At 53.9% G+C, this 25,460-nt stretch carries 19 protein-coding genes, 1 tRNA gene and 1 pseudogene; 7 read left to right on the forward strand and 14 right to left on the reverse strand.

The window, feature by feature from the left end:
- Nucleotides 1–116 precede the first annotated feature (116 nt).
- A tRNA-Ser gene (locus JUK32_RS06545) sits at nucleotides 117–205 on the forward strand.
- Between the two features lie 16 nt (nucleotides 206–221).
- Here JUK32_RS06545 and JUK32_RS06550 read toward each other — a convergent pair.
- Together JUK32_RS06550 and JUK32_RS06555 are read right to left on the reverse strand one after the other, a co-directional pair.
- Nucleotides 222–1,781, reverse strand: a complete 1,560-nt coding sequence (locus JUK32_RS06550; RefSeq protein ID WP_204138047.1) for an HlyD family efflux transporter periplasmic adaptor subunit — start codon at nucleotides 1,779–1,781, stop codon at nucleotides 222–224.
- A 76-nt stretch (nucleotides 1,782–1,857) separates the two neighbouring features.
- Nucleotides 1,858–4,830, reverse strand: a complete 2,973-nt coding sequence (locus JUK32_RS06555) for a peptidase domain-containing ABC transporter (protein ID WP_204138048.1) — start codon at nucleotides 4,828–4,830, stop codon at nucleotides 1,858–1,860.
- Nucleotides 4,831–5,379: 549 nt separating this feature from the next.
- On the opposite strand from JUK32_RS06555, the gene JUK32_RS28440 reads away from it, so the two are divergent.
- The 3 genes from JUK32_RS28440 to JUK32_RS06570 all read left to right on the forward strand — a co-directional run bounded on the left by JUK32_RS28440 (nucleotide 5,380) and on the right by JUK32_RS06570 (nucleotide 7,847).
- On the forward strand, nucleotides 5,380–6,849 hold the full coding sequence (locus JUK32_RS28440; protein WP_204138049.1) for a GUN4 domain-containing protein: 1,470 nt from the start codon (nucleotides 5,380–5,382) through the stop codon (nucleotides 6,847–6,849).
- Nucleotides 6,846–7,367, forward strand: coding sequence for a GUN4 domain-containing protein (locus JUK32_RS06565; RefSeq protein WP_204138050.1), 522 nt, complete (start codon nucleotides 6,846–6,848; stop codon nucleotides 7,365–7,367). The genes JUK32_RS28440 and JUK32_RS06565 overlap by 4 nt, the downstream gene beginning before the upstream one ends.
- A gap of 75 nt (nucleotides 7,368–7,442) precedes the next feature.
- Entirely contained in the window at nucleotides 7,443–7,847 is a 405-nt protein-coding gene (locus JUK32_RS06570; protein WP_204138051.1) for a hypothetical protein, read from the forward strand.
- On the opposite strand, the gene JUK32_RS06575 is transcribed toward JUK32_RS06570, so the two are convergent.
- The 6 genes and pseudogenes from JUK32_RS06575 to JUK32_RS06600 all read right to left on the reverse strand — a co-directional run bounded on the left by JUK32_RS06575 (nucleotide 7,844) and on the right by JUK32_RS06600 (nucleotide 14,100).
- Nucleotides 7,844–8,509 carry a hypothetical protein gene (locus JUK32_RS06575; protein WP_204138052.1) on the reverse strand — a complete coding sequence of 222 codons (666 nt, stop codon included), beginning with the start codon at nucleotides 8,507–8,509 and terminating at the stop codon, nucleotides 7,844–7,846. The two genes, JUK32_RS06570 and JUK32_RS06575, sit on opposite strands and share 4 nt — an antisense overlap.
- The gene (locus tag JUK32_RS06580; RefSeq protein ID WP_204138053.1) at nucleotides 8,506–9,642 is read right to left on the reverse strand and encodes a GTPase domain-containing protein; all 1,137 of its coding nucleotides are present in this window, start codon (nucleotides 9,640–9,642) and stop codon (nucleotides 8,506–8,508) included. The genes JUK32_RS06575 and JUK32_RS06580 overlap by 4 nt, the downstream gene beginning before the upstream one ends.
- A gap of 154 nt (nucleotides 9,643–9,796) precedes the next feature.
- Nucleotides 9,797–9,991, reverse strand: a pseudogene (locus JUK32_RS06585) (DUF5615 family PIN-like protein); the annotation flags it as partial.
- A 121-nt stretch (nucleotides 9,992–10,112) separates the two neighbouring features.
- Nucleotides 10,113–11,930: an ABC transporter ATP-binding protein gene (locus JUK32_RS06590; RefSeq protein WP_204138055.1), complete on the reverse strand. Its 1,818-nt coding sequence runs from the start codon at nucleotides 11,928–11,930 to the stop codon at nucleotides 10,113–10,115.
- A gap of 242 nt (nucleotides 11,931–12,172) precedes the next feature.
- Nucleotides 12,173–12,523 (reverse strand): hypothetical protein, encoded by a 351-nt coding sequence (locus JUK32_RS06595; protein WP_204138056.1) that lies wholly within the window; start codon nucleotides 12,521–12,523, stop codon nucleotides 12,173–12,175.
- Between the two features lie 230 nt (nucleotides 12,524–12,753).
- A complete protein-coding gene (locus JUK32_RS06600) occupies nucleotides 12,754–14,100 on the reverse strand; it encodes a mechanosensitive ion channel family protein (protein WP_239112385.1) in 1,347 nt (448 codons plus the stop codon).
- Nucleotides 14,101–14,370: 270 nt separating this feature from the next.
- Here JUK32_RS06600 and JUK32_RS06605 point away from each other — a divergent pair, with 270 nt between their 5' ends.
- Nucleotides 14,371–14,874: a hypothetical protein gene (locus JUK32_RS06605; RefSeq protein ID WP_204138057.1), complete on the forward strand. Its 504-nt coding sequence runs from the start codon at nucleotides 14,371–14,373 to the stop codon at nucleotides 14,872–14,874.
- Between the two features lie 561 nt (nucleotides 14,875–15,435).
- On the opposite strand, the gene JUK32_RS06610 is transcribed toward JUK32_RS06605, so the two are convergent.
- Nucleotides 15,436–16,377, reverse strand: coding sequence for an alpha/beta fold hydrolase (locus JUK32_RS06610; RefSeq protein WP_204138058.1), 942 nt, complete (start codon nucleotides 16,375–16,377; stop codon nucleotides 15,436–15,438).
- Nucleotides 16,378–16,527: 150 nt separating this feature from the next.
- Nucleotides 16,528–18,012: a signal recognition particle protein gene (gene ffh, locus JUK32_RS06615; RefSeq protein WP_204138059.1), complete on the reverse strand. Its 1,485-nt coding sequence runs from the start codon at nucleotides 18,010–18,012 to the stop codon at nucleotides 16,528–16,530.
- 328 nt (nucleotides 18,013–18,340) lie between these two features.
- Between ffh and JUK32_RS06620 the strand changes: the two genes are divergently transcribed.
- Nucleotides 18,341–20,566, forward strand: a complete 2,226-nt coding sequence (locus JUK32_RS06620) for a GAF domain-containing protein (protein WP_204138060.1) — start codon at nucleotides 18,341–18,343, stop codon at nucleotides 20,564–20,566.
- Nucleotides 20,567–20,855: 289 nt separating this feature from the next.
- Here JUK32_RS06620 and JUK32_RS06625 read toward each other — a convergent pair whose 3' ends face one another.
- The 4 genes from JUK32_RS06625 to JUK32_RS06640 form a co-directional block, all read right to left on the reverse strand.
- Nucleotides 20,856–21,413 (reverse strand): phycobiliprotein lyase, encoded by a 558-nt coding sequence (locus JUK32_RS06625; RefSeq protein ID WP_204138061.1) that lies wholly within the window; start codon nucleotides 21,411–21,413, stop codon nucleotides 20,856–20,858.
- 236 nt (nucleotides 21,414–21,649) lie between these two features.
- Nucleotides 21,650–22,273, reverse strand: a complete 624-nt coding sequence (locus JUK32_RS06630) for a glycosyltransferase family 61 protein (protein ID WP_309224501.1) — start codon at nucleotides 22,271–22,273, stop codon at nucleotides 21,650–21,652.
- 17 nt (nucleotides 22,274–22,290) lie between these two features.
- Nucleotides 22,291–22,680 (reverse strand): hypothetical protein, encoded by a 390-nt coding sequence (locus tag JUK32_RS06635; protein ID WP_204138063.1) that lies wholly within the window; start codon nucleotides 22,678–22,680, stop codon nucleotides 22,291–22,293.
- Nucleotides 22,681–23,319: 639 nt separating this feature from the next.
- On the reverse strand, nucleotides 23,320–23,901 hold the full coding sequence (locus JUK32_RS06640; protein WP_204138064.1) for a DUF3611 family protein: 582 nt from the start codon (nucleotides 23,899–23,901) through the stop codon (nucleotides 23,320–23,322).
- A 162-nt stretch (nucleotides 23,902–24,063) separates the two neighbouring features.
- On the opposite strand from JUK32_RS06640, the gene JUK32_RS06645 reads away from it, so the two are divergent.
- A complete protein-coding gene (locus JUK32_RS06645; protein WP_204138065.1) occupies nucleotides 24,064–25,458 on the forward strand; it encodes a TldD/PmbA family protein in 1,395 nt (464 codons plus the stop codon).
- Nucleotides 25,459–25,460 lie beyond the last annotated feature (2 nt).

Below are 25,460 nucleotides of genomic sequence, written 5' to 3' on the forward strand. Positions count from 1 at the left end.
CCCGCCACTCTCCCACGCTTATTTCACCTGGGTTGTCTGCAGTCCTAAAAATCAGGGGTTACGTTGCAGACAATCCAGGGCTATAATATCCAAGCTAGTGTGAATAAACACTCCTTGGAAGCGTGGCTGAGCGGTTGAAAGCGCCTCCCTGCTAAGGAGGTAGGGGGGGTAACCTCCCTCGAGGGTTCGAATCCCTCCGCTTCCGTTCTTGATGTCATCCCCTATCCGCCTGACCGCAGGCTGTCAATTTTCCGTACGAACAGATCACTGAGAATGGTGATGACGCGGCGTTTGCGCAGCTTGATATTGGCTGTTACCGACATCCCTGATTGCAGCGGCAGCGCTTCGCCCAATAGTTGATCTTGTAGTTCAATCTCTGCGGGGAATCGATAGTAGGGATTCACGTCGTCTGGGGGCAAAGCATCGGAACCGATGTGGACGACTTCCCCTTCAACATCACCAAATTCGCTAAAAGGGAATGAATCGATGCGGACATCAACCATTAGCGGCTCTTCGGAATCTTGAAACCGCTGGGTCACAAAACCGATGTCGCGATTCGTGATAAAAACTCGCGCTACTAACGTGTCATTGGGCACGATTTCCAGAATCGGCTCGGTGGCATTCGCCACATAACCCGGCTGGTTAGCCCTGAGGTTAAAGACCTGCCCATCTAGGGGAGCCCGCAGTTCCTGATTCTCTAGGGCAAACTCAAGCTGGCTAATTTGCCCGCCAATTTCCTCTAACTGTTTTTCGTTGTCCACCACGACTTTCGTGATCTGACTATCCAGGTTGGCGATTTGGTTATCATTGGCCGCAATTCGCTCCAGCAGTTCTTCGTCCGACACCACTTGGGTGCGCAGCAACTCTTCTTGGGCCTGGTCGATCGCCAGCAATAGTCGCTGCTGCTCTTCTTGCAGACTATTCACCTCCGTTTGGCGATTGCTCACCTCTTGCTGCTGCCGCAATCCTTGCAGTTCAGAGATGCCGCCCTGCTCAACCAGCGGGGCGATGCGGTCATAAATCTCCTGTTCCACCGATAACGACTGCACCGCGTTAGCCAGTTGGGTGGTGGCTTGGTCAAGCTGTTTATCCAGCTGCTCGACTTCGAGCTGATTGATGGCAATCTGGGAATCCAGTCCCCCGAGAGTGGTGGCGACTCGTTCCCGCTGGCGAGGGGATAAGTTGGCCGCATTCAGGTCGCCGCGCAAAATCGCCCGATACAGTTCGTTCTCTTCCACGAGGGCCACGCGATTGCTGGTCAACCGGGCGATCTCAGGCGAAACCGTGACCGGAGCACCTGCCACTTCCGGCTGCGCACTGAGCTGCGAGCGGTAATACTGGTTTTCTTCGCGCAGACGCGCCCGAATATCCTGCAACGCCCCCAATTGAGCGCGGGTCGCTTTCGGGTCCAGGGTGACCAGCACCGTCCCCCGCTCCACCGTTTCGCCCTCGCTCACATGAATTTCGGCGACGACCCCTCCGACCGGTGCCTGCACGGGCTGGACCACCCCTTCTGGTTCCAGCTTGCCCTGGGCCGGGATCGCCTCCTCAATTTTGGCTAGGCACGCCCAGGCCACCGTCGCCACCGTGACGCCCACAATACCCCAGACCACATACCGCGCCCAGCGGGGCGACTGTCGCAAAATGACTGATCGCTCAAAGCCGGAAGTCGGTGGCGTGGGGGGAACTTGAGGCGGCGTTGGCGGCACCGCGCCGTTGCCGTTGCCATTGTGCCCATTCTGGATAGTGCCGTTTGGAGTCACGTGCGATCCGGAAGTCATGATTCATCCTCGTAGGAATCTGAGCGAAAACAAGAACTGAGGCAGGTGCCGCTAATCAGGCTAGCGCTTTAACCGCCTATTCAGGGGTATGAATCTGTTGTTGATACAAGGTGTAATACCGCCCCCGCAGCGCCATCAGCTCTTCGTGGGTGCCCTGTTCCACCGCCGCCCCGCGATCCATCACCAAAATGGTGTCGGAGTCTTGAATGGTGCTCAGTCGGTGGGTGATGAAAAACACCGTGCGGTCTTGAGCCCAAGTTTTGAGGTTATTACACACTTGCTTTTCGGTGTCATAGTCGAGGGCGCTGGTGGCCTCATCCAAAATCAACAGGCGGGGATTGTGGAGAATGGTGCGGGCGATCGCAATCCGCTGGCGCTGCCCCCCGGACAGTGACGCTCCCCGTTCACCGACGCGGGTGTTGTAGCCCAACGGCAAATCCATCACGAATTCGTGGGCTCCGGCAATCCGGGCGGCCATAATAATGGCGTTATCATCGGCCTCCGGGCGCGTCAGCGAAATATTTTCTTGAATGCTGCCCTCAAACAAGAGGCTGTCTTGCGGCACGATGCCCACCTGCTGCCGCAGGGAATACAACTCCACCTTGCCGATGTCGTACTTGTCGATCAGGATGCGGCCCGATTCGACTTCATACAAGCGCGGCAGCAGCTTCATCAGCGTACTCTTGCCGGAACCGCTCTGGCCCACAATGCCGACAAACTGGCCCGCCGGAAACTCCAAGTTAACGTTGACTAACTGCAATGGGCCAGAAGGGGCAAACCGAAACGCCACATTTTCATAAGTCACTTGGCCCTGAATATCGGGCATCTGAATTTGATTACGGCCCTGCTCTTCGGCCTCGCAAGGATGATCCAAAATGTCGCTCAAGCGTTCCAACGACAGCGCTGTCTCTTGGAAGTTTTGCCAGAGCTGGGCTAAACGCAAAATCGGCGCGGTCACGTAGCCCGAAATAATGCGGAAGGCGATCAGCTGACCCAGGCTCAGTTCCCCTTGCAGCACCAGATAAGCGCCCACCCAGAGCACCAACAGCGCCGACAGCTTATTCAAAAAGTTGCTGGCGGCCCCTGCCGTGGTGGAGGTCAGCACGGTGTTGAAGCCAGCGCTGACGTAGCTGGCGTAGCGCTCTTGCCATTGCCAGCGGGTGCGCAACTCAATGTTTTGGGCCTTCACCGTTTGAATGCCTGACAGCGCTTCCACCAAGAAGGACTGGGTCGAGGCGTTGCGCTCGGCCTTCACCCGCAGTTGCTTGCGCACAATGGGCGCGACCAACACCGTCAAAAAGACAAACAGGGGAATCGTCGCCAGCGCCACCAGGGTCAGCAGCCAGCTGTAAATGAACATGACGACGATGTACAGCACCGAGAACACGGCGTCGAGCACCACGGTGAGGGCAGTGCCGGTCAGAAACTTACGGATATTCTCCAACTCGTTGACCCGGCTCGAGAGTTCTCCCACGGGGCGGTTGTCAAAGTAGCGCAGCGGCAACCGCAACAAGTGATCGATAATCTCGGAGCCCAGTGCCATGTCAATGCGGTTCGTTGTATCCACAAACAGATACGTTCGCAGGGCGGTGAGTATAGCCTCAAAGACGGCAATGACCAGCAGAAAAACGCCGAGCACTTGCAGGGTGTCGGTGCTGTTTTGCACGATCACTTTGTCGATGATGACCTGCACCATCAACGGATTGGCCAGGCCAAACAGCTGCACAAAGAACGACGCAATGAGCACTTCCACAAGTACCCAGCGGTACTTTTTGAGCGAGGGAATAAACCAGCTCAGGCCAAAGCGTTCTTGGGGGGTTTCGCGGGTCTTTTCTAAAAGAACGACTTCGCCTTCATCGCCCCAGGTTTCTTCGAACTCGATGGGCGATCGCTGAATCAGCCCCACGTCGGGCACCGCTAGCACCCGCGCCTTCGCGTTCGTTTCATACAGAATGGCGTAGCCTTCTTCCCAGCTAATCAACGCGGGGGTGGGCAGGCGGCTGATGGCGCTCGCAGGCACCTGCGTCATTTGGGTGCGCAGGCCCATGAATTCGGCCACTTTGCCCGCCAGGGGAAGGGAGAGTTGCCCTAAGCGATCGCGCTGGTTAGTCAAAATCCGACGAATAATGTCGCGGCGAAAGGGCATGCCAAAGTACTGGCTGACCATTTCCATGCAGGCCAACATGCCTTCGATGTCGCCTCGTCCCCGCACAAATGGATAATCCGCTGCGGTGGCCGACGGCTCGGGTTCCGGCTCCGGCAAATGTTCCGGTGCGTAGGGAATCGCCCCTGGTTCGGCCGCCGCCATTGCCCCTGCTGCTGCGGTACCGGGCGGCGGCAAGGCAGGCGACAACGCAGGGATATCGGGCAGTCCCACCAGGCGGGCTCCCTGGGGACTAATCACGTCTAACTCATTGCCCGCCCACTCCAAATTGAGCCGACTGCCCATGGGTTGGTTGATGATCGTGCCGCTGCTCACGAACCAGGTGTAATCATTCTGACTGGGCAGGTGCAAAGGCCGCTTGCCATAGGGTAAATAGTGTACCCGGCCAGCCTGCTGGGCCTGTTTAGCCAACTGCGCCAAATCGCCCGCATCGGCGGCTTGGTCGTTCACCTGCCGCGCCAATAGGTCAAAGACTTCGGCCAGATACAGCTGATCTCGCACTGCCGTCGCAAAGTCGGGATATTGGTCCAATGTTTGCTGAAAGATCGCCATGGAGAACTGGCAGCCCACCACCTCAGAGGAGGCGATCGCGGTTTCACAGGGTTGCCCCCGCAGCAGCCCCACAATGCCCAGCAGCGCCCCCTTATCCAGCAGTTGTAGCGTGATGGGCTTGTCGGTGCGGGGGTCTTCGCCCAAGAGTCGGGCCTGTCCTTCGGTAATCAGCACCAGCTGCGGCAACGCCTCTGGACGCACAATCGGTTGACCAATGCGGTACCGCAATAGTTGACCGCTCTGGGCCAAGTTCGCGATCGCTGTCCCAGGCAATTGGTCAAAGGGCGCAACCCCAGAAAGAATTCGTTGCAGGGATTGAGAAGTTACCGTCATACCCTTGCTATCAATAAATTAAGTTTGCTATCGAACTAAAAGGTCGTCCGCAGTCCAGGCTACCCAGACTACAGCAGATTAATACCGGGCCGAAAAAATTAGGCCTCGATGTCTAATCTCAGAGCAACCTAGCTGCAGAACACTCCCAGCCAGAGAACTCCGTAGCTCAAAAATGAGGCAAAAAGACGTCATACGTCGCTTAGTGTAGGCAAAATTTTCCTCAGTCTAGTGCAAGCTTTTTAATTTCTTCGGTTGAGCCCGCAGAATTTCTCCAAACGTAAACTTTTGCCGCTCAGAGGCGATCGCGCTGCCGCCGCCATCGATAACGACTCATTTGCCGCCCGGTGCCCGGCTCGGGCACCGGTCAAACTAGCCTGACAGAATTAACGGTTGAGATGCGATCGCAAGCATTATCCTTAGTGCAGTCCTGCCATCGGCAAGCATGATCACATAGAGAGGAGTAGCCCCAAGGTGGAGAGCGTCCGACCAGCTCGCATACTTTTACGAGTCATTGACAGCTCACTGAATATCGTTGAGCGCGATCTGGCCGTGCAGGAGTTTTGGCGCGCGTTGCCGCAATATGACATGAGCCCCGGCGAGCGCATCAAACCGTTAAGAACTCCCCCTGAAGGGGACACCCTGTATGGCCTCGATATCCGCTTGCCCGAGCCCGAACGAGTCGCCACCTGGCTAGAGTGCATCAGCGCTTGTCTGGAGGACTTGGGCGTCAGCGACCTACTGCCAGTCGATCACGTTACCATTCGCCTCACTTGCACCATTGAGCACGTCACGACCCAAGTTGAGACCGCCTCCGGTGAGGTCGTCCTGAGCCTGTTACCCGCCGTCAACATTCTGTTGCCGGAGCAGCAACTGTTCCAAGCCCGAGCAGCCCTCTATGCCCAGCATGAGGGGGAGTTTTCGCCCATCGAAGAAGAAAATTTGGAACTTTTGCGGAATCAATTGCAACTTGATGAGGAAACCGCCGAGCAAATCAAAATTCGCGCCCTGGGCCCCTATCAGGATCGGCAAACCAAGCTGGAACGCTATCGCACCTTGCTCAGCCATGAGCTTGACCGCCAAATGCCCTTGAGCGCGCACACGCAGACCGAACTCGCCCGCTTTTGCGAAGCGATCGGCCTGGCCGCCAACGACGAAGAAATTGCCACCATCAGCATCGAAGAAATTGCCCAGCGCCAATCCTCGGAAAACACCCCGGACTCTGAATCAGAAGAGTCTGACGATCGCCCCCCTAAACAACCCGAATCACCGTCGCCCCAACAACTGTTGGCCATGCAGCAACAGCGGGCAGAAGCGTATCGCCAGGAGTTTGCCGGGGCGATCACCCGGTCGCCTTACCCCAGCGAATTTGACCGGGGCCGCCTCGAACAAGCCCGCCGGAACTGGCAGTTGGATCGGGAAATTGTGCGCGCGATCGAACGTGAAGCCACCGATGAGCGGTACGGCCACATTGATTCAGCCTTGGGCCTGGACTACACGCGTCTCCGGCAATTGCTGTGGCTCAACCATTGGGAAGCCGCTGATCAAGAAACTGAGCGCCTGCTCTTATCCGCTCTGAGCCACGACATGCGTCCCCTCGCCACCGATACCTTATTGAGCTTGAGTCAGTACTGTGCCGACGTGCAAACTATCGATCAGCTGTGGGCGCGCTACAGTCAAAACAAGTTTGGGTTTGCCGCGCAGCAGCAGATCTATGCGGAGTGCGATCGCCAGCCCGGCGAGTTTTTGACCGCTGTCGAGTGGATCGAAAACGTCGGCATCGGCAACGTCAGCCTCCTCGTCCGCCGCAAAGCCTATCGCCATCTCCAGTTTCATTTGCAGGCCCCCCCGGGACATTTGCCCACCTGGCGCTGGGCCGCCAATAGCCTTGAAGGCGACTATGTGGTGAGCGAAGACATCATTCCCCAACTATTCCACGATGTCATTGAACACTGCTTGCCCCACCTGAAAAAATCCAGCAGTCCCCCGCCCCCCTCGGCAGGAGATGACGAGCCATCATGATGACCACCGACATCCAAGACGGCCTGCAAGAGCTCGACAGCCTCTTAAGCCACGCCGACTGGCAACTGGCCGATGAGGTCACCCTCCAGATCATGCTGGCCGTCAGCGATCGCCGGGAAGCGGGCTGGCTCGATCAGGCGGCGATCGCCAACTTTCCCTGCGCTACCCTGCATGAACTCGACCAGCGTTGGCTGTTCTACAGCAGCGGCCGATTTGGTTTCAGCACGCAACTCCACATTTATCGTGAAGCCGCTGAGCGCTCCAGTTTTGAGTTTAGCCGTCAGGCTGGGTGGGTGATGAATCTTTGGCAGCCCATCGGGTTTTTCAACTTTTACCACTGGTTAAATTTTTCTCTAGACGCCCCTCAGGGACATTTACCAGCCCTCTGGTTTTGGGAAATGCCCTGGTATCGCTCTTGGCTCATCGGCGGCTTTGGCACCGGGCGGGGCGGGGGCTTTGGCGACCCGAGCCTGTTCGATGCGCTCATGCTGCGATTAGAACGATGCCAATCCATTTAAAGAGCCTCAGCGGCTTCTCCATCATTTTAAGTTCGATACAAAGCCCATCATTCGACCCGTCGGCCGCAGAAACGGATGGAGCAACGAACTCTGCCGGAGGATCGCTCTACTCCCTCAGAGAACGGCATGGGAGAGGCGATCGCCCTCTCACCCAAAACGAGCGATCGCTCACGGTGGCTCGGATGCGATTGGGGCGATCGCTCTCAAATCACTTCGGCAGCGACACGAGAAATGCGATCGCTCCCTTACCCAAAACCAGCGATCGCTCAAAGTGACCCGGATGCGATGGGGCGATCTCACTCAAATCACTTCTGCGTCGGCACGGGAAAGAAGATCGCGGTCTCACCCAAAACCAGAAATCGCTCAAAGTTGCTCGGATGTGATGGGGCGATCGTTCTCAAAATACTTCAGCGATCGGCTCAGAAAAAGCATCTTAGAAAACAAAAACCTCATAAATTTTGTCACTCTAAAAGTCCTTAAGGCTGCAAATCCCCTCCACCCAAATAACTGTATGATTCAGTTTCAATATCACTATTTTGTTCAATTAAAATTTGTGAAGATTCGACTTCCGGCTGTGACGTAAAATACTTGAAGGCAAACACAACTGTAGTCACCAGGACAATAATAACCAGTATCACAGAAATTTTTATTGGTACAGAAATCCGCCTTTTATCATTGCTTTCAGAAAATAAAAAATCAGAATCGACCTGAATGATGAGAGGCGCTTCTCCATCAACCACCACTTTTTTTGAATTCATTTCATTGGCAGGAAGCGGATACAATGTACTGTAAGTATCAGACACCATATTCCAGATTCTATTTTTTAAATTAAAATCGTCAAATTCAACTTCTAAATATTCAGCATCAAAATAAACTAACTCGTGCGGAATAACTCTACCTGAGCGATCTTTTCTGCGTTCAGGATCCGTGAAAATAAAAGCAACATAAAAAAAACTTCGATTTTCGAGCAAGTTAATTTTGCCACGGCAGGTATAATCTGATACCGAAACTTGTTTGTACTTGAAAACTTCCTCATAGATTTCCAGCCAGTTTCTAGAAGCAACATTTATATTAGGGTGAAGTAGAAATCGAAAACCCCAGTCTTCACCACGAGTTGACCAAAGCACATTTTGTAAATTCATTGCTTATCCGAAAAGTAAATCTTTTGAGTATCGTCGGTTCTCAATTTTCCAGCAAAAGCTGCAACTACTGCTGAGGCTGAATCGCCCTTTTTTCTGGCTGAGATTTTTATATCCTTCAACTTGTCCGTAGCTGATTTAGCAGTATCATCTAACAGCATGAAAACATTTCCAACAAGAGGCAAGTACTTCATCCAGTTGGTTGTGAGATTACGGAAAATTTCTAATATCTTATAGATCCCTGCATTGCCTTGCTCACCTACTCTTGCCCAAAGTAAGGCTCTTTTAATTGGCAGAATTATTGATATAGGAGGGATAAGATCAATCCCAATATTTTGCTTTAGGTCAACTATCTTGCCTGTTTCTGGGTTGAATTTTGCAGAAGATAGCAGCAAGAAGTCTTCACCAATTGATTGGTATTGATCACCATTCAAAATTTCTCCCAATACTGACTTTAACTCTATTATCTCGTCGGCAGCAGCTCTATGTACTTCATCTTTAAACCAATAGACGTCCTTGTCAGGAAAAAGATCCGACTTCGAAAGACATATGACCCATATTCGAGGAAACGTTGTTAACTTTTTTTGGTCAGATAGAACCGCATTTTTCTGACGTTCTAATTCATCCCTAAAGCTACCAAATAAACGTCTGATATACTTGCCGCCTTCGTTTTTCAAGGATTGACCATCACATAAGAAAAAAGCAATATCTGATTCTAAGAGCGAACGGAAAGCTTCCAGCTTTCTTCTGGCCTCAACTTCTTTCTTATTCTCTGTCCACCATTCTCCAGGATAATCGTGCCATACAATTGAACCAGCCGGTCTTTCCAGGTCTTTAACGGTGATTGTAAACTTAAACGAATGATATTGATATCTTGTAGTTTCGGGCAGTAAGCTTTCCTTCATTTTGAGATATCCATTGGAAAGTCTTAACCCTTGATTAGCATCTTCTGCGAGTAAACTATAGCCAACATTTTGCTTAAAGGCAGGCTCTTTATGCCATCCATAGAAGGTATTTAGGAGTGTTGTCTTGCCACTGCCAGATTCACCGAATACGGCAATATGTTGCTCAATTTTTTTGCGTGGACGGAATATATTGTCCTTCAGCTTTTGTAACTTTTTTGTTGCTTGGCTCATTATTAGTTCCTTGTGGCGGCTTGCTTGCTCTTATGTATAGTTCCCTGTTGTTAGAGAATTTACCCCTTCCTTATATGAAAACTTTAATGATGGTACAGGTGCTGGTGAAACGCTTGCCGAATGAGGTATTGCCCCATCTGTCATAGGGGGCTTAGAGTCGATCAACCAGATCGACGAAATCCTTGCCTTTAGTTATCACAATCGCCTTTTGAGCTTTTGCCGTTGCGAAAATCTCAGGATATTCGGTATCTCGTAGGCCAAGATCGCGCAATGCGATTGCTGTCACCTCAAAGTCATCGGTTATCCAAGCCGCGATCGCGGGTAAAAGTTGGGCATCAACCCAGATCATTTTCAGAGGGTTGTGATGCCTCTCATCTAGGCTTTTGCGGTTCCGGCTGTTTGCGCCTAAAAAAGGGATGGCCGCTCAGAGCAACCATCTCCTTAAATTAAAAGCATCTAGCGTCCGTTATCTACCCCAACAAGTCTCCGGTTTCTTGGAGCATGTGAAGGCGGTGGTAGAGACCGCCGTGGTTGAGCAGGTCTTCGTGGCTGCCCATCTCCAGAATGCGACCCTGATCGAGCACCACGATCGCATCCGCATCCCGTACCGTGCTCAAGCGGTGAGCGATGATCAACGTCGTGCGGGTGCCAAGGATGCTGCGCATCGCCAGTTGGATGGCCCGCTCCGATTCGTAGTCGAGGCTGGAGGTCGCTTCGTCAAAGATCAGCACATCGGGGTTCATCAGCAGGGCGCGGGCGATGCCGAGCCGCTGACGCTGTCCCCCCGAGAGGCGCACGCCCCGTTCGCCCACCACCGTCGAATAGCCGCCGGGCATCTGGTGAATGAACTCGTCCACGCGAGCGATCGCGCAGGCTTCATCCACTTCCTCCCGCGTGACGCGGGGATTCCCGTAGGTCAGGTTATCCATCAGCGTGCCGTTGAAGACGTCTACTTCCTGGTGCACGATCGCCAATTGTTTGCGATAGCCCGTAATATCCAGCTTGCGAATGTCTTCCCCATCGATCAGGATGCGGCCCTGCTGCGGCTCAAAATAGCGGAACAGCAGCTTCACCAGGGTGGACTTGCCGGAACCGGAACGACCTACCAGCGCGACAGTCTGCTTCGGCTGAATCAGCAAATCGATGTCTTGGAGAACGGGGCGATCGCTGTCATAACCAAAGCTCAGATGCTCGAAATGCACCTTCCCCGTGAACTGGTAGTGGGTGACCGCTTCCGGGGATCCTGCCACGCTCGCCGCTTCGATGCCCGTGGGCTGCTGCAAAAATTCGTGAAAGCGCAGCATCGAGGCATAGCGCCGGGCAAACATTTCCGCCAGGTTGCTGATGGGTTCCAACTCGGAGTAGGCCATGCTGGACACCGTCAGCGTGGTGACGAAGTGCCCCAGGGAGATGGTGCCCCGCAGGGTCGCCACCAGCGTGAGCACGAGGATGCCAAACACACAGGTCTGAATGAACAGTTCCTGCCAGGTCAGCAGCACCACGTAGCCTCGGTGAATAATCTGCTCCACTACCGTCAGCTCTCGCTGCAACCGCTGCCGCTGCCGCGCCAGTTCGTCATGCTCCGTGGCAAAGGCTTTGACGGTTTTGATGTTGGTGATGATTTCGGAAGTGCGGCTCTCGGTCGTTTCCATGTACTTGTCGAGGGTTTGCTCCTTCTTCGTCAGGCGAATCAGGTCGCGGAGACTGAAGGCCAAAATCGCGATGAAGGACAGGGCAAAGAGTCCCGCAATGCGCCAGTCAATGACGGCGATGATACAAAAGATGCCCGCCACCCGAATCAGCTTCGGGAAGAGCTGTCCCGCAATTTCGGGATAAGTCCACGTGTGGTTCGACAAGCCGCGAGCGACCCGTCCGGCAATGCGTCCGGGGTTGTGCTCGTCGTAAAAACCGAGGGGCAGGCTGAGCAGCTTCTTCACCACTTCGCCCGCGTGATCGCGACGGGCTCGGAGGGCCACATCCCAGTGGAACCAAACGCCCAGCCACGGTTCAATCGGTGCCCGGACAACGGTGACGAGAAAAATCATCCCCAGCAGCAGGCCCAGAATGAGGGACTGGGTGACCGCCAATCCGGTAAATCCCGCCAGTCTGCTTGCCAATCCTTGAGCCAGTTTGTCTACGGGCTGGTCAGACAGGACATTCAGCAGTTGACCGATCGCGTAGGGCACCACCAAATCCAGCAGCTCAAACAGACCGCTGGCAAGGATGCTGAAGACCGCGATCGCTTTGTAGTTTTTGTAGTATTTAATGACGTCTGCGAACTTCGCCATAACAAAACCATGAGTTCGATATGAATTGATCCAATATATACTACAAATACTACATAGACTACAGAAGCGATGAAATTTCTCGCAATGTTATTGGCAAATGGGCGATCGCGAGTGCCCCGCCAATGTGCAGTGGCTAAGTTTGCTAGCACGGCTCAATGATGAAGCAGCGCTGTGTTTTGGCTCCAAAAAAAGTCCCAGGAATTTCCTGGGACTCAAAATGATATTCAGTTTTGACGCCCGGTTTACCACCAGGTGCGATCGCCATTTTCATCCGTGCGCGCTTGGCGAATGACATCAGAGATTTCTTCTGCATCATGAACGTGGTGTAGCGCTTTTTGACCTTCCTCCGGATCATTCACGACGAAATAGGTCGGCACAACGACCGGATGTCCGGTGATGTCCGCCACATTCACCGCAACTTTTTTCGCCTTTTCTTCTAAGGTCAATTCACGGTTCACGATGTCACCAGGATTCAAGGTCGGATTCCCTTCCTGCATGGCGGCGGCGTTTGCTTTGGCCTGTTCGGGAGACACCTGTTCCGGCGTCAGCGGTTGGCGAATAGGTTGATTATTGGTTTGAGTTTGAGTATCCATATTTGGGATATCGCCCTCCTTTTCTTACATCTGTTACCAGCATAAGTGGTGAAGACCCGGTGCGACATCACTCAAAAGCGACAAACTGCAAGGGATTCCGGTAAATTTTCTCCCTCATTCTATAGAGATGAGTCTCTAGCTGTGCGGCTGGACTGCTGGGCAAAATTGGGATCAGCAAAGCGGCCATGGCGATCGCCCCAGGGCTCTCTCTCCGGTAAATGTGAGCCAACTCAAGGCTGCTGCACATCGGTTCCGGAGCCAGGGTGGAACGATCCGAATGGCGGTTGATTGCGAAAGTTCAGCGTGTAAATGTCGGTTGGCATTTCGATCCCCGCCGTTTCTAAACGCTCTTTGACGGCTTGGCGCACCTCCGAGGTCACCTGCAAAAATGACTTCCGCCGCGAGTTGACCCAAAAGAGAATTTCGAGATTCACGGTACTGGCAGCCAGCTCTTGTACGAGTACCAAGGGGGCGGGCTCAGCTTCAATGCCATCAATCGAGGCGATCGCGTCCAGAATTTCCCCTTTCGCTTGTTTCAGGTCGGCCTCATAGTCAATGCCCACCAGCATGCTACTGCGCCGGACGGGTGAGGCCGTGTTGTTGGTAATGCTGCTCTGAAACACCTCTTGATTAGGAATGTACACCTGCCGTCCGTCGTAAGTCTGCACCGTGGTGACGCGCAGTTGCACCTGCACCACCCGCCCCTCATATTGATTGATCACGACTTCGTCACCAATGCGAAAGGGTCGAGTTGCCAGCAAAATCAAGCCCGAAAGGTAGTTGCTCACAATATCCTTGAGGCCAAACCCGATCGCCACACTGGTCAGCCCCAAGGTGCCGAGCAAAGCAGCAAAATTCAGCCCTAATACACCCAAGGCAATGACGCTACCGAGCAACCAGACGCCCCCATAACTGAGGCGACTAATCAGGATTTCCGTCGCGCGATCGCCCTCCGTTTTTTCGGCCCAGAGGTAGCTGCCCCGTGACACCCCCATCGCCGCCAGCCAAGTGAATAGCAACACCAAGAGCGCCCCAATCATGGACGAGAGATTGTTGAGAATGCTGCGTCGCAACTGGACCAGGGTTCCTTCTAGTCGCCCCACCACTTCCACTACGAGATTCGGTTGCTCCAAGGCGGCGTTTAGCTTTTGGGACCATTCCTGAGCCAGCACTTCCACCGTAGTGTCAAAGTCGAGCGCATCCTGAGGGGTCACCGTCATGATCACTCGATTGTTGAGTTGCAGCGTCGCCAAGTTACGCGGGTTGTCGTAGCGTACCTGCACTGCATCCAGGGGCTGCGGTTGTTGCACCAAGCCCGCAATGCGGCGGCTAATTTGTTGGGCGCGTTCAGTCGCACTCAGCTCCCCGACGCTACCCACCTGTAGCACCGGCTGCCCCCGCACCAGCACATCCGCAAAAAAGACGGCTTGAGTAGTCGCAGTCGAAGCGGGAGCAGGTTCCGCGATCGCGCCATTGTTCTGAGCTGCCCCCCGGTCAGGCAGCCCCACCGCCAAGAGTATCCCCAGCAGCAATCCCACCATGCATCGGCTGAGCCGCATTGACCATTGCCGCCCCATCCTGCTGTCTCCTCAACGATCGCGATTTCCTTGAGCCTGCCATCCTGCCGGATGCGGCGCAACCACCGACGAGGATATCCCGAAATCCTGGGCCGATTTCGGGAATGCCTGGATGAGTAGCGGCAATCTATACCTTTCAGCGATCGCAACTCTCTCGACTAACGGAGTTAACTGGGACTACTTTTTCGTCAAAGTAAAACTACACGTTTAGCCATAGCGACCGTTGAGTTGCTCAGCTAAACAGAGACGCAGTAACGAGAACAGATCTTTATGACAGCCCAAACAACGCAACAACGGCCCCCGACTCAAACTCAAGAGCTCGCGGTTTTTGATAACCGTCCAGCTGCTGAGGCCGCCCAAAAACTATTGCAAGAGCAAGCGAATCTATCCTTGAGCGATATCCGCATCCAAGGCGACATCAATACTTATGAAGAGGTCGCGGCCATGGGCACAACAGTCGGCCCTGAGGCTGGTTTGCTGATTGGTGCATTCTCTGGCGGAATCGTTGGCGTCGTCTTTGTCGCCATCTATTCCACCCTGGCGTACGGCGATCTAGTCAACACCCCGTTCAATCAACTCTCCATTGTGGCCTTCACACTGGCCGGGGCGATCTTCGGTATCTTTACCGGGAATCGGATTCGCAACGCCCAATTGCCCGCCCAAAAGCAAAAAGGCAATTCAGAGGTGCCTCGCCGTTTTCAACTGATGGTTGAAGGCGATGCCGAAGCGCTGACTCAAGCCCGTGAATGCTTGGGATACCCCACAGCTAGCTAGTCACAGCAGTTAGACTCAACTGGTTTTAATCCCGACGGGAGCGTCACTGGCGCTCCCGTTTTTGATCGGTAATTTAGGTGTTCTTTAGAAATGAATATTCCCTCGTAGGTTGATGTCGAGGAACAAGACCCAACGTCTTAAATCCCTGCTGTTGTTGGGTTTCCTGGCGTCAACCGCAACCTACACTACGCATTTTTCGGATAATTTCTTTTTCAGAGATCTCCTTAAGTGCATACCCGTTTGCCACCCCGCCCCGCTCCCGATAGTTTGTATTCAGCCCTGGGCCTTAGGAAGTTGCTTAAAAATAACGTCCCCGATCGTAGGGGGTTGGCAATGCCTAACCCCTACAGAAAGCGTCGTAATGTTGGGGATGTCATTTAAGCGCAATTCCCTTAGGGGAACGAAGCGGTGGAGACGCGCGTGCAATTAAAGTACTGACTCCAAATACAGAACTGACCCAGCTACCCAGCTACCCAGCTACCCAACCACTGCCGTTACCGGGATGTTATTTTCCCGCCGCTCCATCGGAGCTAAGGGTGATTCGATATGAGGTAAGCGGCTTCATGAGCCGGCAGCCATCGGAGTGGCCTCCGGCTTGGCACCCAACGTATCGCGCATAAATGCCCGCAGCAGTCCCACCACGACAGACGGTGCCTCAACATGGGGCAAAACGCCGACATCGGGCACCACATGCACGGCCTGGATCGCTCGACGATTCATGGCGGCCAGCCGCTTGGTTTTGTCGGGACGATTAAATTGAGACTTTTCCCCCACGACGATGGTGGTGGGGACGGTGAGTTGGCCAATATAGCGGGTCAGGTCAAAGCAGACATTCCCTTTCAGAGAGGCTAATGCTGCATATTCGGCATTGGGTTGCTGGGTGCAGGTGGTGTACGCCTGCACAATTTCAGCGGTGATGCGATCGGGGTGGGCAAACAGAAAGTTGGTGAGAAACTGAGTCACTGCGGTTTCGTTCGCGGCCCCGAATTGGTAAATGAGGCGATCGAGAATGGGGGTACCCGCCAAAATCGCGGGCAGGCTGTAGCCGTAGCCCACCCCAAAATCGTCATTACCCGAGGGCGAGACGAAAAACAAAGCCTGAAATAGCTCTGGCCGCTGAATCGCCAAGCGCACGACGACCCCCGCAGTCAACGAAGTCGCGGCAACGATCGCCGGCGCTCCCGCAACGTGTTCGATTAAATGCGCAATAATGTCGCAGTAATCCTCGGTGCAGTATTCACGCTCAGGATGCGCCGATTGTCCCCACCCCACCAGATCCGGCGCAATGATGCGATAATCTGCCGCCAGGGCACCGTAAACCTTTGACCATTCGTAGGCCGAAGAGCCGCCCCCTAAACTATGCAGACAAACGAGGGTGGCGGACTCAGGGGAAGTAGCCACAGTTGACCACCAGCCATCAGCAGCTTGGGTGTAGTAAGCCATGATGCCCAAGGACGTGGCCGTGACCTTTTGCTCAAAGCCGGAGGGAAGAAATTGCAGCATGAAGGAGCCCACGCGGATTGCTACTGCTAGGGTACCGCCTGAACCGTAGGGATGGGGAAGATCGAACGAGTGTGATCCCCGCCGACTGGCCAGTCGCACCAGCTGCGAGGATCGCGGCCCTGGCCGATGCGATCGCTTTTCAAGCGCTCCTTACAGTTCGCCGAAGCCCTTCTTTTTCTTGTTCTTTTTCTTCTTTTTGCCGCCGCCCATGCCAGGGTAGCCGCGAAAACCAGGTTGTGCGCCGCCCCCCATACCGGGGAAGCCGCCGCCCATGCCAGGAAACCCGCCACCCATGCCGGGGAAGCCACCGCCGCCCATACCGGGCATGCCCATCTGGCCGGAGCCCATTTGCTGCATCATGGTGCGCATTTTTTGGAAGTCGCTGACCAGCTTGCTCACGTCCTTGTCTTGGTAGCCCGCGCCCTGGGCGATGCGTCGCCGCCGACTGGGCGAGCTGGAGAGCAATTCCGGATTTTTGCGCTCTTCCTTGGTCATGGATTTGATCATGGCTTCGACGCGGCGCAGTTGGGTTTCGCCCTGTTGCAGCTGATCGTCAGAAATCTTGCCCGCCATCCCCGGAATCATCTTCATGATGCCGCCCAGGGAGCCCATGTTCTTCATCAGGCGGGTCTGCTTGAGGAAGTCATCGAAGTCGAACTTCGCTTCGAGAATTTTTTCCTGGAGTTTTTCAGCATCGGCAATATCTACCGCTTCCTGGGCTTTTTCCACCAGGGTGAGCACGTCGCCCATGCCCAGAATGCGGGAGGCCATGCGATCGGGATAGAAGGGTTGCAGGGCTTCGACTTTTTCCCCCACGCCGATGAATTTGATGGGCTGCCCAGAAATTTGCCGTACCGACAGCGCCGCGCCGCCGCGCGAGTCGCCGTCCATTTTGGTAAGGATGGCCCCGGTGATGCCAATTTCTTCGTGGAAGCTGCGGGTGAGGTTGGCGGCTTCTTGGCCGGTCATCGCATCGACGACCAGCAAGACCTCATCGGGCTGTACGGCATCCTTGATCTGGGCCAGTTCTGCCATCATTTTGGGGTCAATTTGCAAGCGCCCCGCCGTATCCACAATGACGGTATCCACGCCCTCTTCCCGCGCCTTGGCGACCCCCTGGCGGGCAATTTCGACGGGGTTGGCATCCGTGCCCATATCAAAAACGGGAATGTCGATCTGTTTGCCCAGGGTGATCAGCTGATCGACGGCGGCGGGACGGTACACATCGGTCGCGACCATCATGGCCGATCGCGACTCTTTCCGTAGGTGCAGGGCCAGTTTGGCGGTGGCGGTGGTTTTACCCGTACCCTGCAAGCCCGCCATCAAAATCACGGTGGGGGCGGTGGCGGCTTTCGCCAACGGGGCGTTGGTTTCCCCCATGAGCTTGGTCAGCTCATCATTGACGATCTTGATGAACTGTTGCCCCGGATTGACGCCGGCAACGACTTCGGCACCCTGGGCCTGGGCCTGCACTTCCGCCACAAACGCTTTCACCACTTGCAGATTGACGTCCGCCTCTAGCAGCGCGCGGCGGACATCCCGCAAAGCTTCCTGAATATTGGCTTCGCTGATTTTGTCCTGACCTCGGAGCTTTTTCCAGGCCGAGTCAAATCGTTCAGAAAGGGCTTCAAACATAAGTAAATTTGCTGCAGGTTAGCGGAAACGAACGTTAAAGTAGGCAAAATAGTTCGTAAAAGTATCTTGCCTGGCGGGATTATTTTTCAGAACCTCTATTGTAAAGGGTAGTCGCCTTGGACTATGGCTTCGGTGCCGACGGGTTTCTGGAAAATTGCCTTAACCGATTGAAGGGGTAGGCGTGTTTTAGGCCAATTGGCTAGTAGGCAAGGTGCATCAGAGTCTTCAGCTGAACCGCCGATTCAAATTATTCCGAGACTTGTCGCGGATTGATGACGGGCACGCTGTCTTGGGATCGACCAGTGATGATCAGCCGGGGGACACCGTGATGACAGAGGGTCAAGTAGAGCAGGCGCAGCAATTTGGTCAAGTCACAGTGCCGAGCTGGTGGTCGGTGCTGGAGCACCACAGTCGACTGTTGGTGGCGGCGATCGATATGGCGACCCACCACATTGAGTGGACGAGCGATCGCTTTCGGCAACTGGTTGGCATGGTGGATATCCCCCCATCACTGGGAGATGCAGTGCTGAAGCGGCTGTCGGCGGATGATCAGCTGTGGGTACGGGAGCGCATTCGCCGCCATATTTTGAACGCCATTTTGACGGAGCGCTACGGGCGGCGCGACCTGTTGCCTTCTCGCTGGCTGCACGAGACGTTGATCGTTTCGGTGAGTCCGCTCGCTGGCGATCTCGCGCGGTTTGTGGAATTCACTGTGAGTAGCGACCAGCTCCAGTTATGCACCCTAGAGCCCGCCGTCCGAGCCGCATTGGATCGCTGCTGGCCACAACCCCCGAGTGCCAGTGAGGTCTTACAGCAGCTGCAAGATCCGCATTCGTCCCTCCAGGCGGTGTTGCAATTGCTCAATCCCCAAACCTACACAGCCAGCGGCATTGTGTTGATTGAGGGCATGGATGTGAGCGATCGCGAAGTGACTCAGCGGCTGATCCACCTGCTGCTGGATCGCGAATCCATTTTGCAACCTCGACGATTTTTGCAGGCCAATCTGCTGCTGAAGCGCTTGTTTCGCGCCACCGACAGCTTCATCCTCACCGCTGAAGATAACACCGCTGTCCTGTATCTAGATTTGCATGAACCTGAATGGACGACCCATCCGCTGCCCGCCGATTGCTTACAAGAATCAGCGTTGTCCACAGCCGCCGCTGAGGGGACTGTGCTGAATCTCAAGGATTTGAGCGCGCCTTGTTTGTCGGCGTGTGAGCCGATGCTGCGGCAGCGCGGCGCGAAGTCCTTGTTGATCTTGCCGCTAGTGGTGAAATCAGCCCGTCTGCAAGATTCGCCCAAGTTGCTGGGGGTCGTGGGGGTGATGAGCGACCAACCCGATGCCTTTGATGCGATCGACGAACATAACGGCCAGACTCTGGCTCCGGCCCTGACCATTGCCATGCGCCAAAGCGTCAATGAGCGATTTATTCACATCCATGAATCGGTGCGCTGGCGATTTGAAGAAGAAGCCGAACGCCGGAGTCTGGGGTTGCCGCCCGCGCCTATCACCTTTCGCGACGTCTATCCGCTCTATGGCATTTCCGATATTCGCGGTTCTTCCAACGAACGGAATCGGGCGATTCAGCAAGATTTACTGACGCAGTTTCGGCTGGCTTTGACGATCGCTCAGGCCGTTTGTGAAGCCACCCAGACGGCGTTTGCCGAGCAGTTTCGGCACGATCTGCAAGTCACCATTGAGCAGCTCCAGCGCGGGATTACCGTCGATGCGGAAATCACCCTCTTACGCTATTTGCAAGACAACTTAGAAGCACACTTCGACTTTTTCAATACCTGCGGAAAGCAGGTGCAGGCGGCGATCGCGGCCTACGAAGCAGCCAAAGACGACGAACATGACTGTGTGTACGATGCGCGATCGCTGTACGACCAGACCGTGCAGCACATCAACCTCTCCCTCCGGTCGACTTGGCAACGGTGGCAGCGGACCATGCAGCAGGTCTCGCCCCACTACTGCGACATCGAATCCACCGACGGCATTGACCACATGATTTATGCGGGCCGCGCCATCGATCAGCGATTTTCGCCGTTTCACCTCCGCAGTTTGCGCTATGAGCAACTCCGGGCTGTGTGCGACTGTGCCCGCACGGGCTTTCGGCTCAAGGCGGAACATGCCACCGAGATGGACATTACCCACCTCGTGTTAGTGCAAGACAGCACGGTGGATATTACCCATGACGAAAGCACCGAACGGCTGTTCGACGTGCGCGGCACCCGCGACACCCGCTATGAAATTGTGAAAAAGCGCATCGACAAAGCCCTTGACGCCACCACCCACGATCGCATTACCCAACCCGGTTGCCTCACCCTCGTCTATTCCACCAATGAGGAATGGGAAGAATATCAAGAATACCTGCGCTACTTGCAGCGTGAAGGCTGGGTTGGCACCGACATCGAACAGGGAGTCGTGGAACCCCTGCAAGGCGTTACGGGTCTCAAATTTGCCCGCGTCACCGTCTTGGCCGCCCCAACCCAAAAAGAAGATGCGTCCCCGTCAATAAACGCCTCCCTCAATAACCACAAAGCTGAGGTCTGATGGCGGGCCTCTCCCCAGCTTGGGCTACTACGTACACAAAAGTTATCCGTCATAACTTGCCAGCGATTCAGCCCCCTAAATCCCCCAAGTTTGGGGGACTTTGAATTCTGGTCTCCCCCCAGAATTGGGGGGATGAAGGGGGGCTAATGCAGCATTTTGAGGGAGCCATCGAGATGTGTGTACGTAGTAGCCAGCTTGGGAGAAAGACGAACGCCAACAGTCGGCGGCTCTCGGTTGCATGCGGCGATTCAATTGCCACCGATCGATCGCAAGGGATGCAGCGATGCGCCTAAGTCTGCTTTTGCTCCACTCCGAACCCCGCCAAGCGCACCGTTTCCAGGGGCGCGTGATCGACGGGAGGGCGCTGATAGTTGAGAATGCGGCGAATGCGCAGGGTGGGATTCACCAGGATGATGGAATCGACAGAGACGACCTGGGTGTAGCGGGTTGTCATGAGCAATTCGCGATGGTGCAGCCCAAACCGGAAATGGGAAATGATCGGCTTCGCCTCTTCATAGGCGCGATCGCGCAAATAATCCCCCTCCAAAAAGCCGTCGCCAGTGAGCCTGGGGACAAACAGCATCCGCAGTTCTTGACTCACCTCTTCCCCCGTTTCGGAGACGGTGTGAAAGCCGAGGCGAAAGCCTGGCATGGTGTCGATCTCCTTGACCTCGCCGTACTGGTTATCCGCCAAAACTTTCTCTTTGAGGTCGCGGGTGATGGGGGCGACGGCAAACTCGGTGCGCGATCGCTCCACCTCTTGCTGCGTTAGGTAGTGATAGGTGCGCTCGGTGACCCACTCCCCCACGCAACAGTCAAAAAAATCGTAAAACGGTTGAATATCCATGGTGCGATCGCCCCAGCCAGGTCGTGCTCACTATTGCATAGTAAGCCATTCGCTCAGCGATTCCCTCTACTGTTTTACACTTAGCAGTAAAGTTCGGCTGCCTACAACGTCTCCCACTCCAGCGAAGTACAGTCCAGACCGTGAAGTCATTGTCAAGCCTAAATTTCAGGCCTGAATTTACGCCTCACTCGATTGGGAAAAACTGTAAAACTTTTAAAGCACTCTCCTAGAGCTTTCTACTTTCTAGAGCTTTTCATCAAAATACTTTCAACCAACCTCGAAATATGCTCTACATCGACGCAAAAATTCGAATCCCGATCAACCCCTGACTCAGGAAACCAAGGTATGTAGTTGTGATTCAAGGTTTTCGACAAGTATTCATAATGAGGGCGAGAACATTTCAATGGAAATAACTCCAGGACATTTAAACCATCCGAGAAAATAATATTTGTCAAACCTGCACCGTGTGGCGAAACGACAAAAGATGCATCGTAAAACAGATTGATCTGTTCTTGAACAGACATGTCTTCAAGGTGGTATCTTTGAAATCCATAAGATTCCAGCTTCAATAACAGATCATCTTCATTCAGTACACACCGTTTACTATTCCTCCCCGAGAGCTTTCGGGAAATGTAAACTAGCTTCTCCTTTCTTCTTGGCCGATCTGGCAACACACTGCTACGAAAAAAATCAAGGTAATCAATGGGTAGACCATCAGGATATCTATTTATTATATAATCTGGCAATAAAATATGCTTCAAATGATAAATTCGATCTGCATCAACAGGCACAGCTTCAACATCTTCCGGCAAAATTTTTTCAGTGAAGAACTTTTCTGTTTCAGTCAGACCGCCAGGCACTAACAACTTAATCTTTCCTAGGCTTTGAAAAGTACTCTTGTATTTTTTATGAGGTATAGTCTTGGTAGATGATCAATGACCGTATGGTAGTAGTTTGAATGCCTGAACATTGATCTAAAGACACTGCAGATGCCGTCTATCTCATCTTTTGAAGATAGGTGCAATTTCCTTAAACTATATTTTTCTGGTTTAAAGTGACCTTTAACTGATTCTAGAATCAATCTTCCTTGACTATCGAAAACTGTATTGTACTTGGGATAATAAGTGACATTGTCCAGCATTACGGCATGAGCGTTAGTGCCAGTATAGGTATATTTAGAGGTTTGATCGCCAGGCACTATTTTAGGTCTTTTATGAATGAGTGCTTGACGTATTTTCTTTTGGATTGAAATCTTTAAATCATTCATTTGATGATTTCTCCATTTATGGGAAGCTCAAGGTGCATTTGATAAAAATCATTTTGATTGCCTAGAGTATTGGGGGTTGGCAGAATTATGTTTTAAGAATAGCATCCTCTGATTTTCTCGAGTTTCGGCTGTTTGGCTCCATGTTTCAGTGAATGATTGATTTGAATACTTTATTTTTGATGTTTCTGAAGTTTTCTACGGCATGTTAGTCGACTTAGTAAGACAGTGCTTTACAAGAAGGTGCACTCAAATGTCCTCAGGCAGATACCTTTAAAATTGCGCATCTTTAGTGCAGTGGCAGCCCATTTACAATTAACTGACTTCTAGAAATCTGTGAGACGAAAGCATGGGGTTCGATCAAATACCCGATTGGATGTGTTGTCACATATTCTCGAGATATTCTCCACTTGCTGTCGATACTAACTAAGGAGTCATAAGCAATGAATCCGTGTGGCGAAAATATTTATCTAACCTTCAAACTTCGGGGTGTTTAAAAAAACTTGTTTCACCACGATGCTCTTCACCGATGACTCTTGTATTTGTATCCAACAATACCGATAGCTTAAGTAAAGCAGTTTCTTTGACCAGTGCCCTCCTAAATCAAACACACCAGCCGGAACCGTTTCACCTCGATCAGCTTCAGGTATTATCCACAGAATTCATAATCCACAGCGTAAAGACCAACCCGACGAAATGCGCCAGCAAAATGTTGGTATTCGCCTGGATGATAAAAATATCGAGGGGCTGCACGTACTGACTGATGCCGCCCGGAGCGCCAAACACCGCTGCGCCCTGGGGTTGCGAAAGGGCCTTGGCCAGCAGCGCCCCCACCGTGGCTTCGGCCCCTAGCAGGGTGGCTAGCATGCCCCCTAAGCTAATAAATAGGCCAATCTTCAACGTGCGAATGACATCTTTGGGTTTGGGCCGTTTGGTCTCGTCGCGGCTGCGCAGTTGGCGTCCTAAACGGGTGTAGCGAAAGGCCCAAAAAGCACTGAGAAAGACGGCAATTTGTCCCGCTGAGGTAAAAAACAGTCCCGCCCCTGCTCCTGGGTTGTTGCCGCCGTTACGGGCAGACAAGCTCGCGATCGCGAACAATAATGCCAGACTGGCAATCACGCCCAGCACAATTTGCGCCCAAAAGCTAATCCAGCCAAAGCGACGAAACGCAGTGGAGATGCGGCGAATGGCCGGGGGTAAGGAATACTCTAGCTCTGGGGTCATGGCGGCAAGCTCAGCCGGGATGCTCAATTCACAATGGGATCGCGACAGCCATTTAACTGTCGTTGTGATTCTAGACTACATCCTGAACGGGGCCGTCGATTGGGAAAAAGCGCGGCACAATAGTTAAAGTTCCAATCAGGCCAACCCTTGGAGGCTGCTTGCATGTCGCGGTCGTTTAACCACTACACCGATCAGATTATTGACTTGATGGCCCGCTATCGCGATCGCGTCGATTTTCTCACCATTCGCTTGGAAGCATCGGAAGGCACCGATATTTTGCTGCGGGGCGGCAAGGTGGAAACCCTGAGTGAAGGCATTTCACTAGGCGGGCAGGTGCGGGCCTGCCACAAAGGCGGCTGGGGCTTTGCCAGCTTTAACCAGCTGGAAGATTTAATTGAGCGCCTTGAGGGGGCCATCCATGCGGCGCATTTGGTCGGCGATGACGAAACCCTGCTCGCGGCCATTGATCCCGTGCAAGTGCGATCGCCCCTGGCCATGAGCGGCACCAGTCCCCGCGCCATCTCCCTTACCCAGAAAAAAGCCCTCTGCACTCACTACGACGAGATTTTGCAGAGCGTCGACGCCCGCATTGCCACCACCTCCGTGCGCTATAACGATGTCACCCAACGATTGTTGCTGGTGACTTCGGAAGGCACCCAAATCGAGCAGAGCTGGTCCGATATGGAATTGCGGCTGGCAGCCACGGCCCGCAATGGCGATACCGTGCAAACCGGGCGAGAAACGAATGGGTCTCGCCAAGCCTTTGAAGATTTGAAAAATCTGGATGCGCAAGTACGCAGCGCAGCGGAACGGGCCGTCGCCGCGTTAGAGTTGCCGCCGGTGAAGGGCAATAGCTACGACGTGGTGATCGACCCGGTGCTGTCGGGCTTGTTCGTCCACGAAGCGTTTGGCCATCTGTCCGAAGCGGACATGGCCTACGAAAATCCTGACTTGTTGGAAGTCATGACCCTGGGCCGCCGCTTCGGCCCGCCCGAGTTACAAATTTTTGACGGAGCTGCCTTGGAAGGCCACCGGGGCAGCTATGACTATGACGATGAGGGCTGCCCCGCCACGACGACGCAACTGATTGAAGATGGGGTGCTGGTGGGGCGGCTGCACTCACGCGAGACCGCTGGCAAGCTAGATGAGCAACCCACCGGCAACGCCCGCTGCCTGAGCTATCACTATCCGCCCCTGGTGCGCATGACGAACACCTGGATTGGCCGGGGCCATACCCCCGTTGCCGATCTCTTTTCTGGCATTGAGACGGGGGTCTACGCCAAAAACTGGCTCGGCGGCATGACCAATGGCGAAATGTTCACCTTTACCGCTGGGGAAGCCTGGATGATTCGCAATGGCGAACTGGCGGAGCCGGTGCGGGATGTGACGCTGTCGGGCAACGTGTTTCGTACCCTGGCGGATATTGAGGGCATTGGCGACGACTTTTATTGGGATGAGTCGGGGGGCTGCGGCAAGGGCGGACAAAGTGGGCTACCCGTTGGCTGTGGTGGCCCGAGCTTGCGGATTCGCAATGTGGTGGTGGGGGGAGAGGCTTAGAC

It is taken from the genome of Halomicronema sp. CCY15110, from assembly GCF_016888165.1.
GTDB lineage: Bacteria > Cyanobacteriota > Cyanobacteriia > Phormidesmidales > Phormidesmidaceae > Halomicronema.

What these genes read in the sequence shown, in the direction of transcription:
- JUK32_RS06550 (WP_204138047.1), bottom strand. Translation starts at nt 1,781, where the DNA reads ATGACTTCCGGATCGCACGTGACTCCAAACGGCACTATCCAGAATGGG.
- JUK32_RS06555 (WP_204138048.1), bottom strand. Translation starts at nt 4,830, where the DNA reads ATGACGGTAACTTCTCAATCCCTGCAACGAATTCTTTCTGGGGTTGCG.
- JUK32_RS06565 (WP_204138050.1), top strand. Translation starts at nt 6,846, where the DNA reads ATGATGACCACCGACATCCAAGACGGCCTGCAAGAGCTCGACAGCCTC.
- JUK32_RS06570 (WP_204138051.1), top strand. Translation starts at nt 7,443, where the DNA reads ATGGAGCAACGAACTCTGCCGGAGGATCGCTCTACTCCCTCAGAGAAC.
- JUK32_RS06575 (WP_204138052.1), bottom strand. Translation starts at nt 8,509, where the DNA reads ATGAATTTACAAAATGTGCTTTGGTCAACTCGTGGTGAAGACTGGGGT.
- JUK32_RS06580 (WP_204138053.1), bottom strand. Translation starts at nt 9,642, where the DNA reads ATGAGCCAAGCAACAAAAAAGTTACAAAAGCTGAAGGACAATATATTC.
- JUK32_RS06590 (WP_204138055.1), bottom strand. Translation starts at nt 11,930, where the DNA reads ATGGCGAAGTTCGCAGACGTCATTAAATACTACAAAAACTACAAAGCG.
- JUK32_RS06595 (WP_204138056.1), bottom strand. Translation starts at nt 12,523, where the DNA reads ATGGATACTCAAACTCAAACCAATAATCAACCTATTCGCCAACCGCTG.
- JUK32_RS06600 (WP_239112385.1), bottom strand. Translation starts at nt 14,100, where the DNA reads ATGGGGCGGCAATGGTCAATGCGGCTCAGCCGATGCATGGTGGGATTG.
- JUK32_RS06605 (WP_204138057.1), top strand. Translation starts at nt 14,371, where the DNA reads ATGACAGCCCAAACAACGCAACAACGGCCCCCGACTCAAACTCAAGAG.
- JUK32_RS06610 (WP_204138058.1), bottom strand. Translation starts at nt 16,377, where the DNA reads ATGCTGCAATTTCTTCCCTCCGGCTTTGAGCAAAAGGTCACGGCCACG.
- ffh (WP_204138059.1), bottom strand. Translation starts at nt 18,012, where the DNA reads ATGTTTGAAGCCCTTTCTGAACGATTTGACTCGGCCTGGAAAAAGCTC.
- JUK32_RS06620 (WP_204138060.1), top strand. Translation starts at nt 18,341, where the DNA reads ATGACAGAGGGTCAAGTAGAGCAGGCGCAGCAATTTGGTCAAGTCACA.
- JUK32_RS06625 (WP_204138061.1), bottom strand. Translation starts at nt 21,413, where the DNA reads ATGGATATTCAACCGTTTTACGATTTTTTTGACTGTTGCGTGGGGGAG.
- JUK32_RS06635 (WP_204138063.1), bottom strand. Translation starts at nt 22,680, where the DNA reads ATGAATGATTTAAAGATTTCAATCCAAAAGAAAATACGTCAAGCACTC.
- JUK32_RS06640 (WP_204138064.1), bottom strand. Translation starts at nt 23,901, where the DNA reads ATGACCCCAGAGCTAGAGTATTCCTTACCCCCGGCCATTCGCCGCATC.
- JUK32_RS06645 (WP_204138065.1), top strand. Translation starts at nt 24,064, where the DNA reads ATGTCGCGGTCGTTTAACCACTACACCGATCAGATTATTGACTTGATG.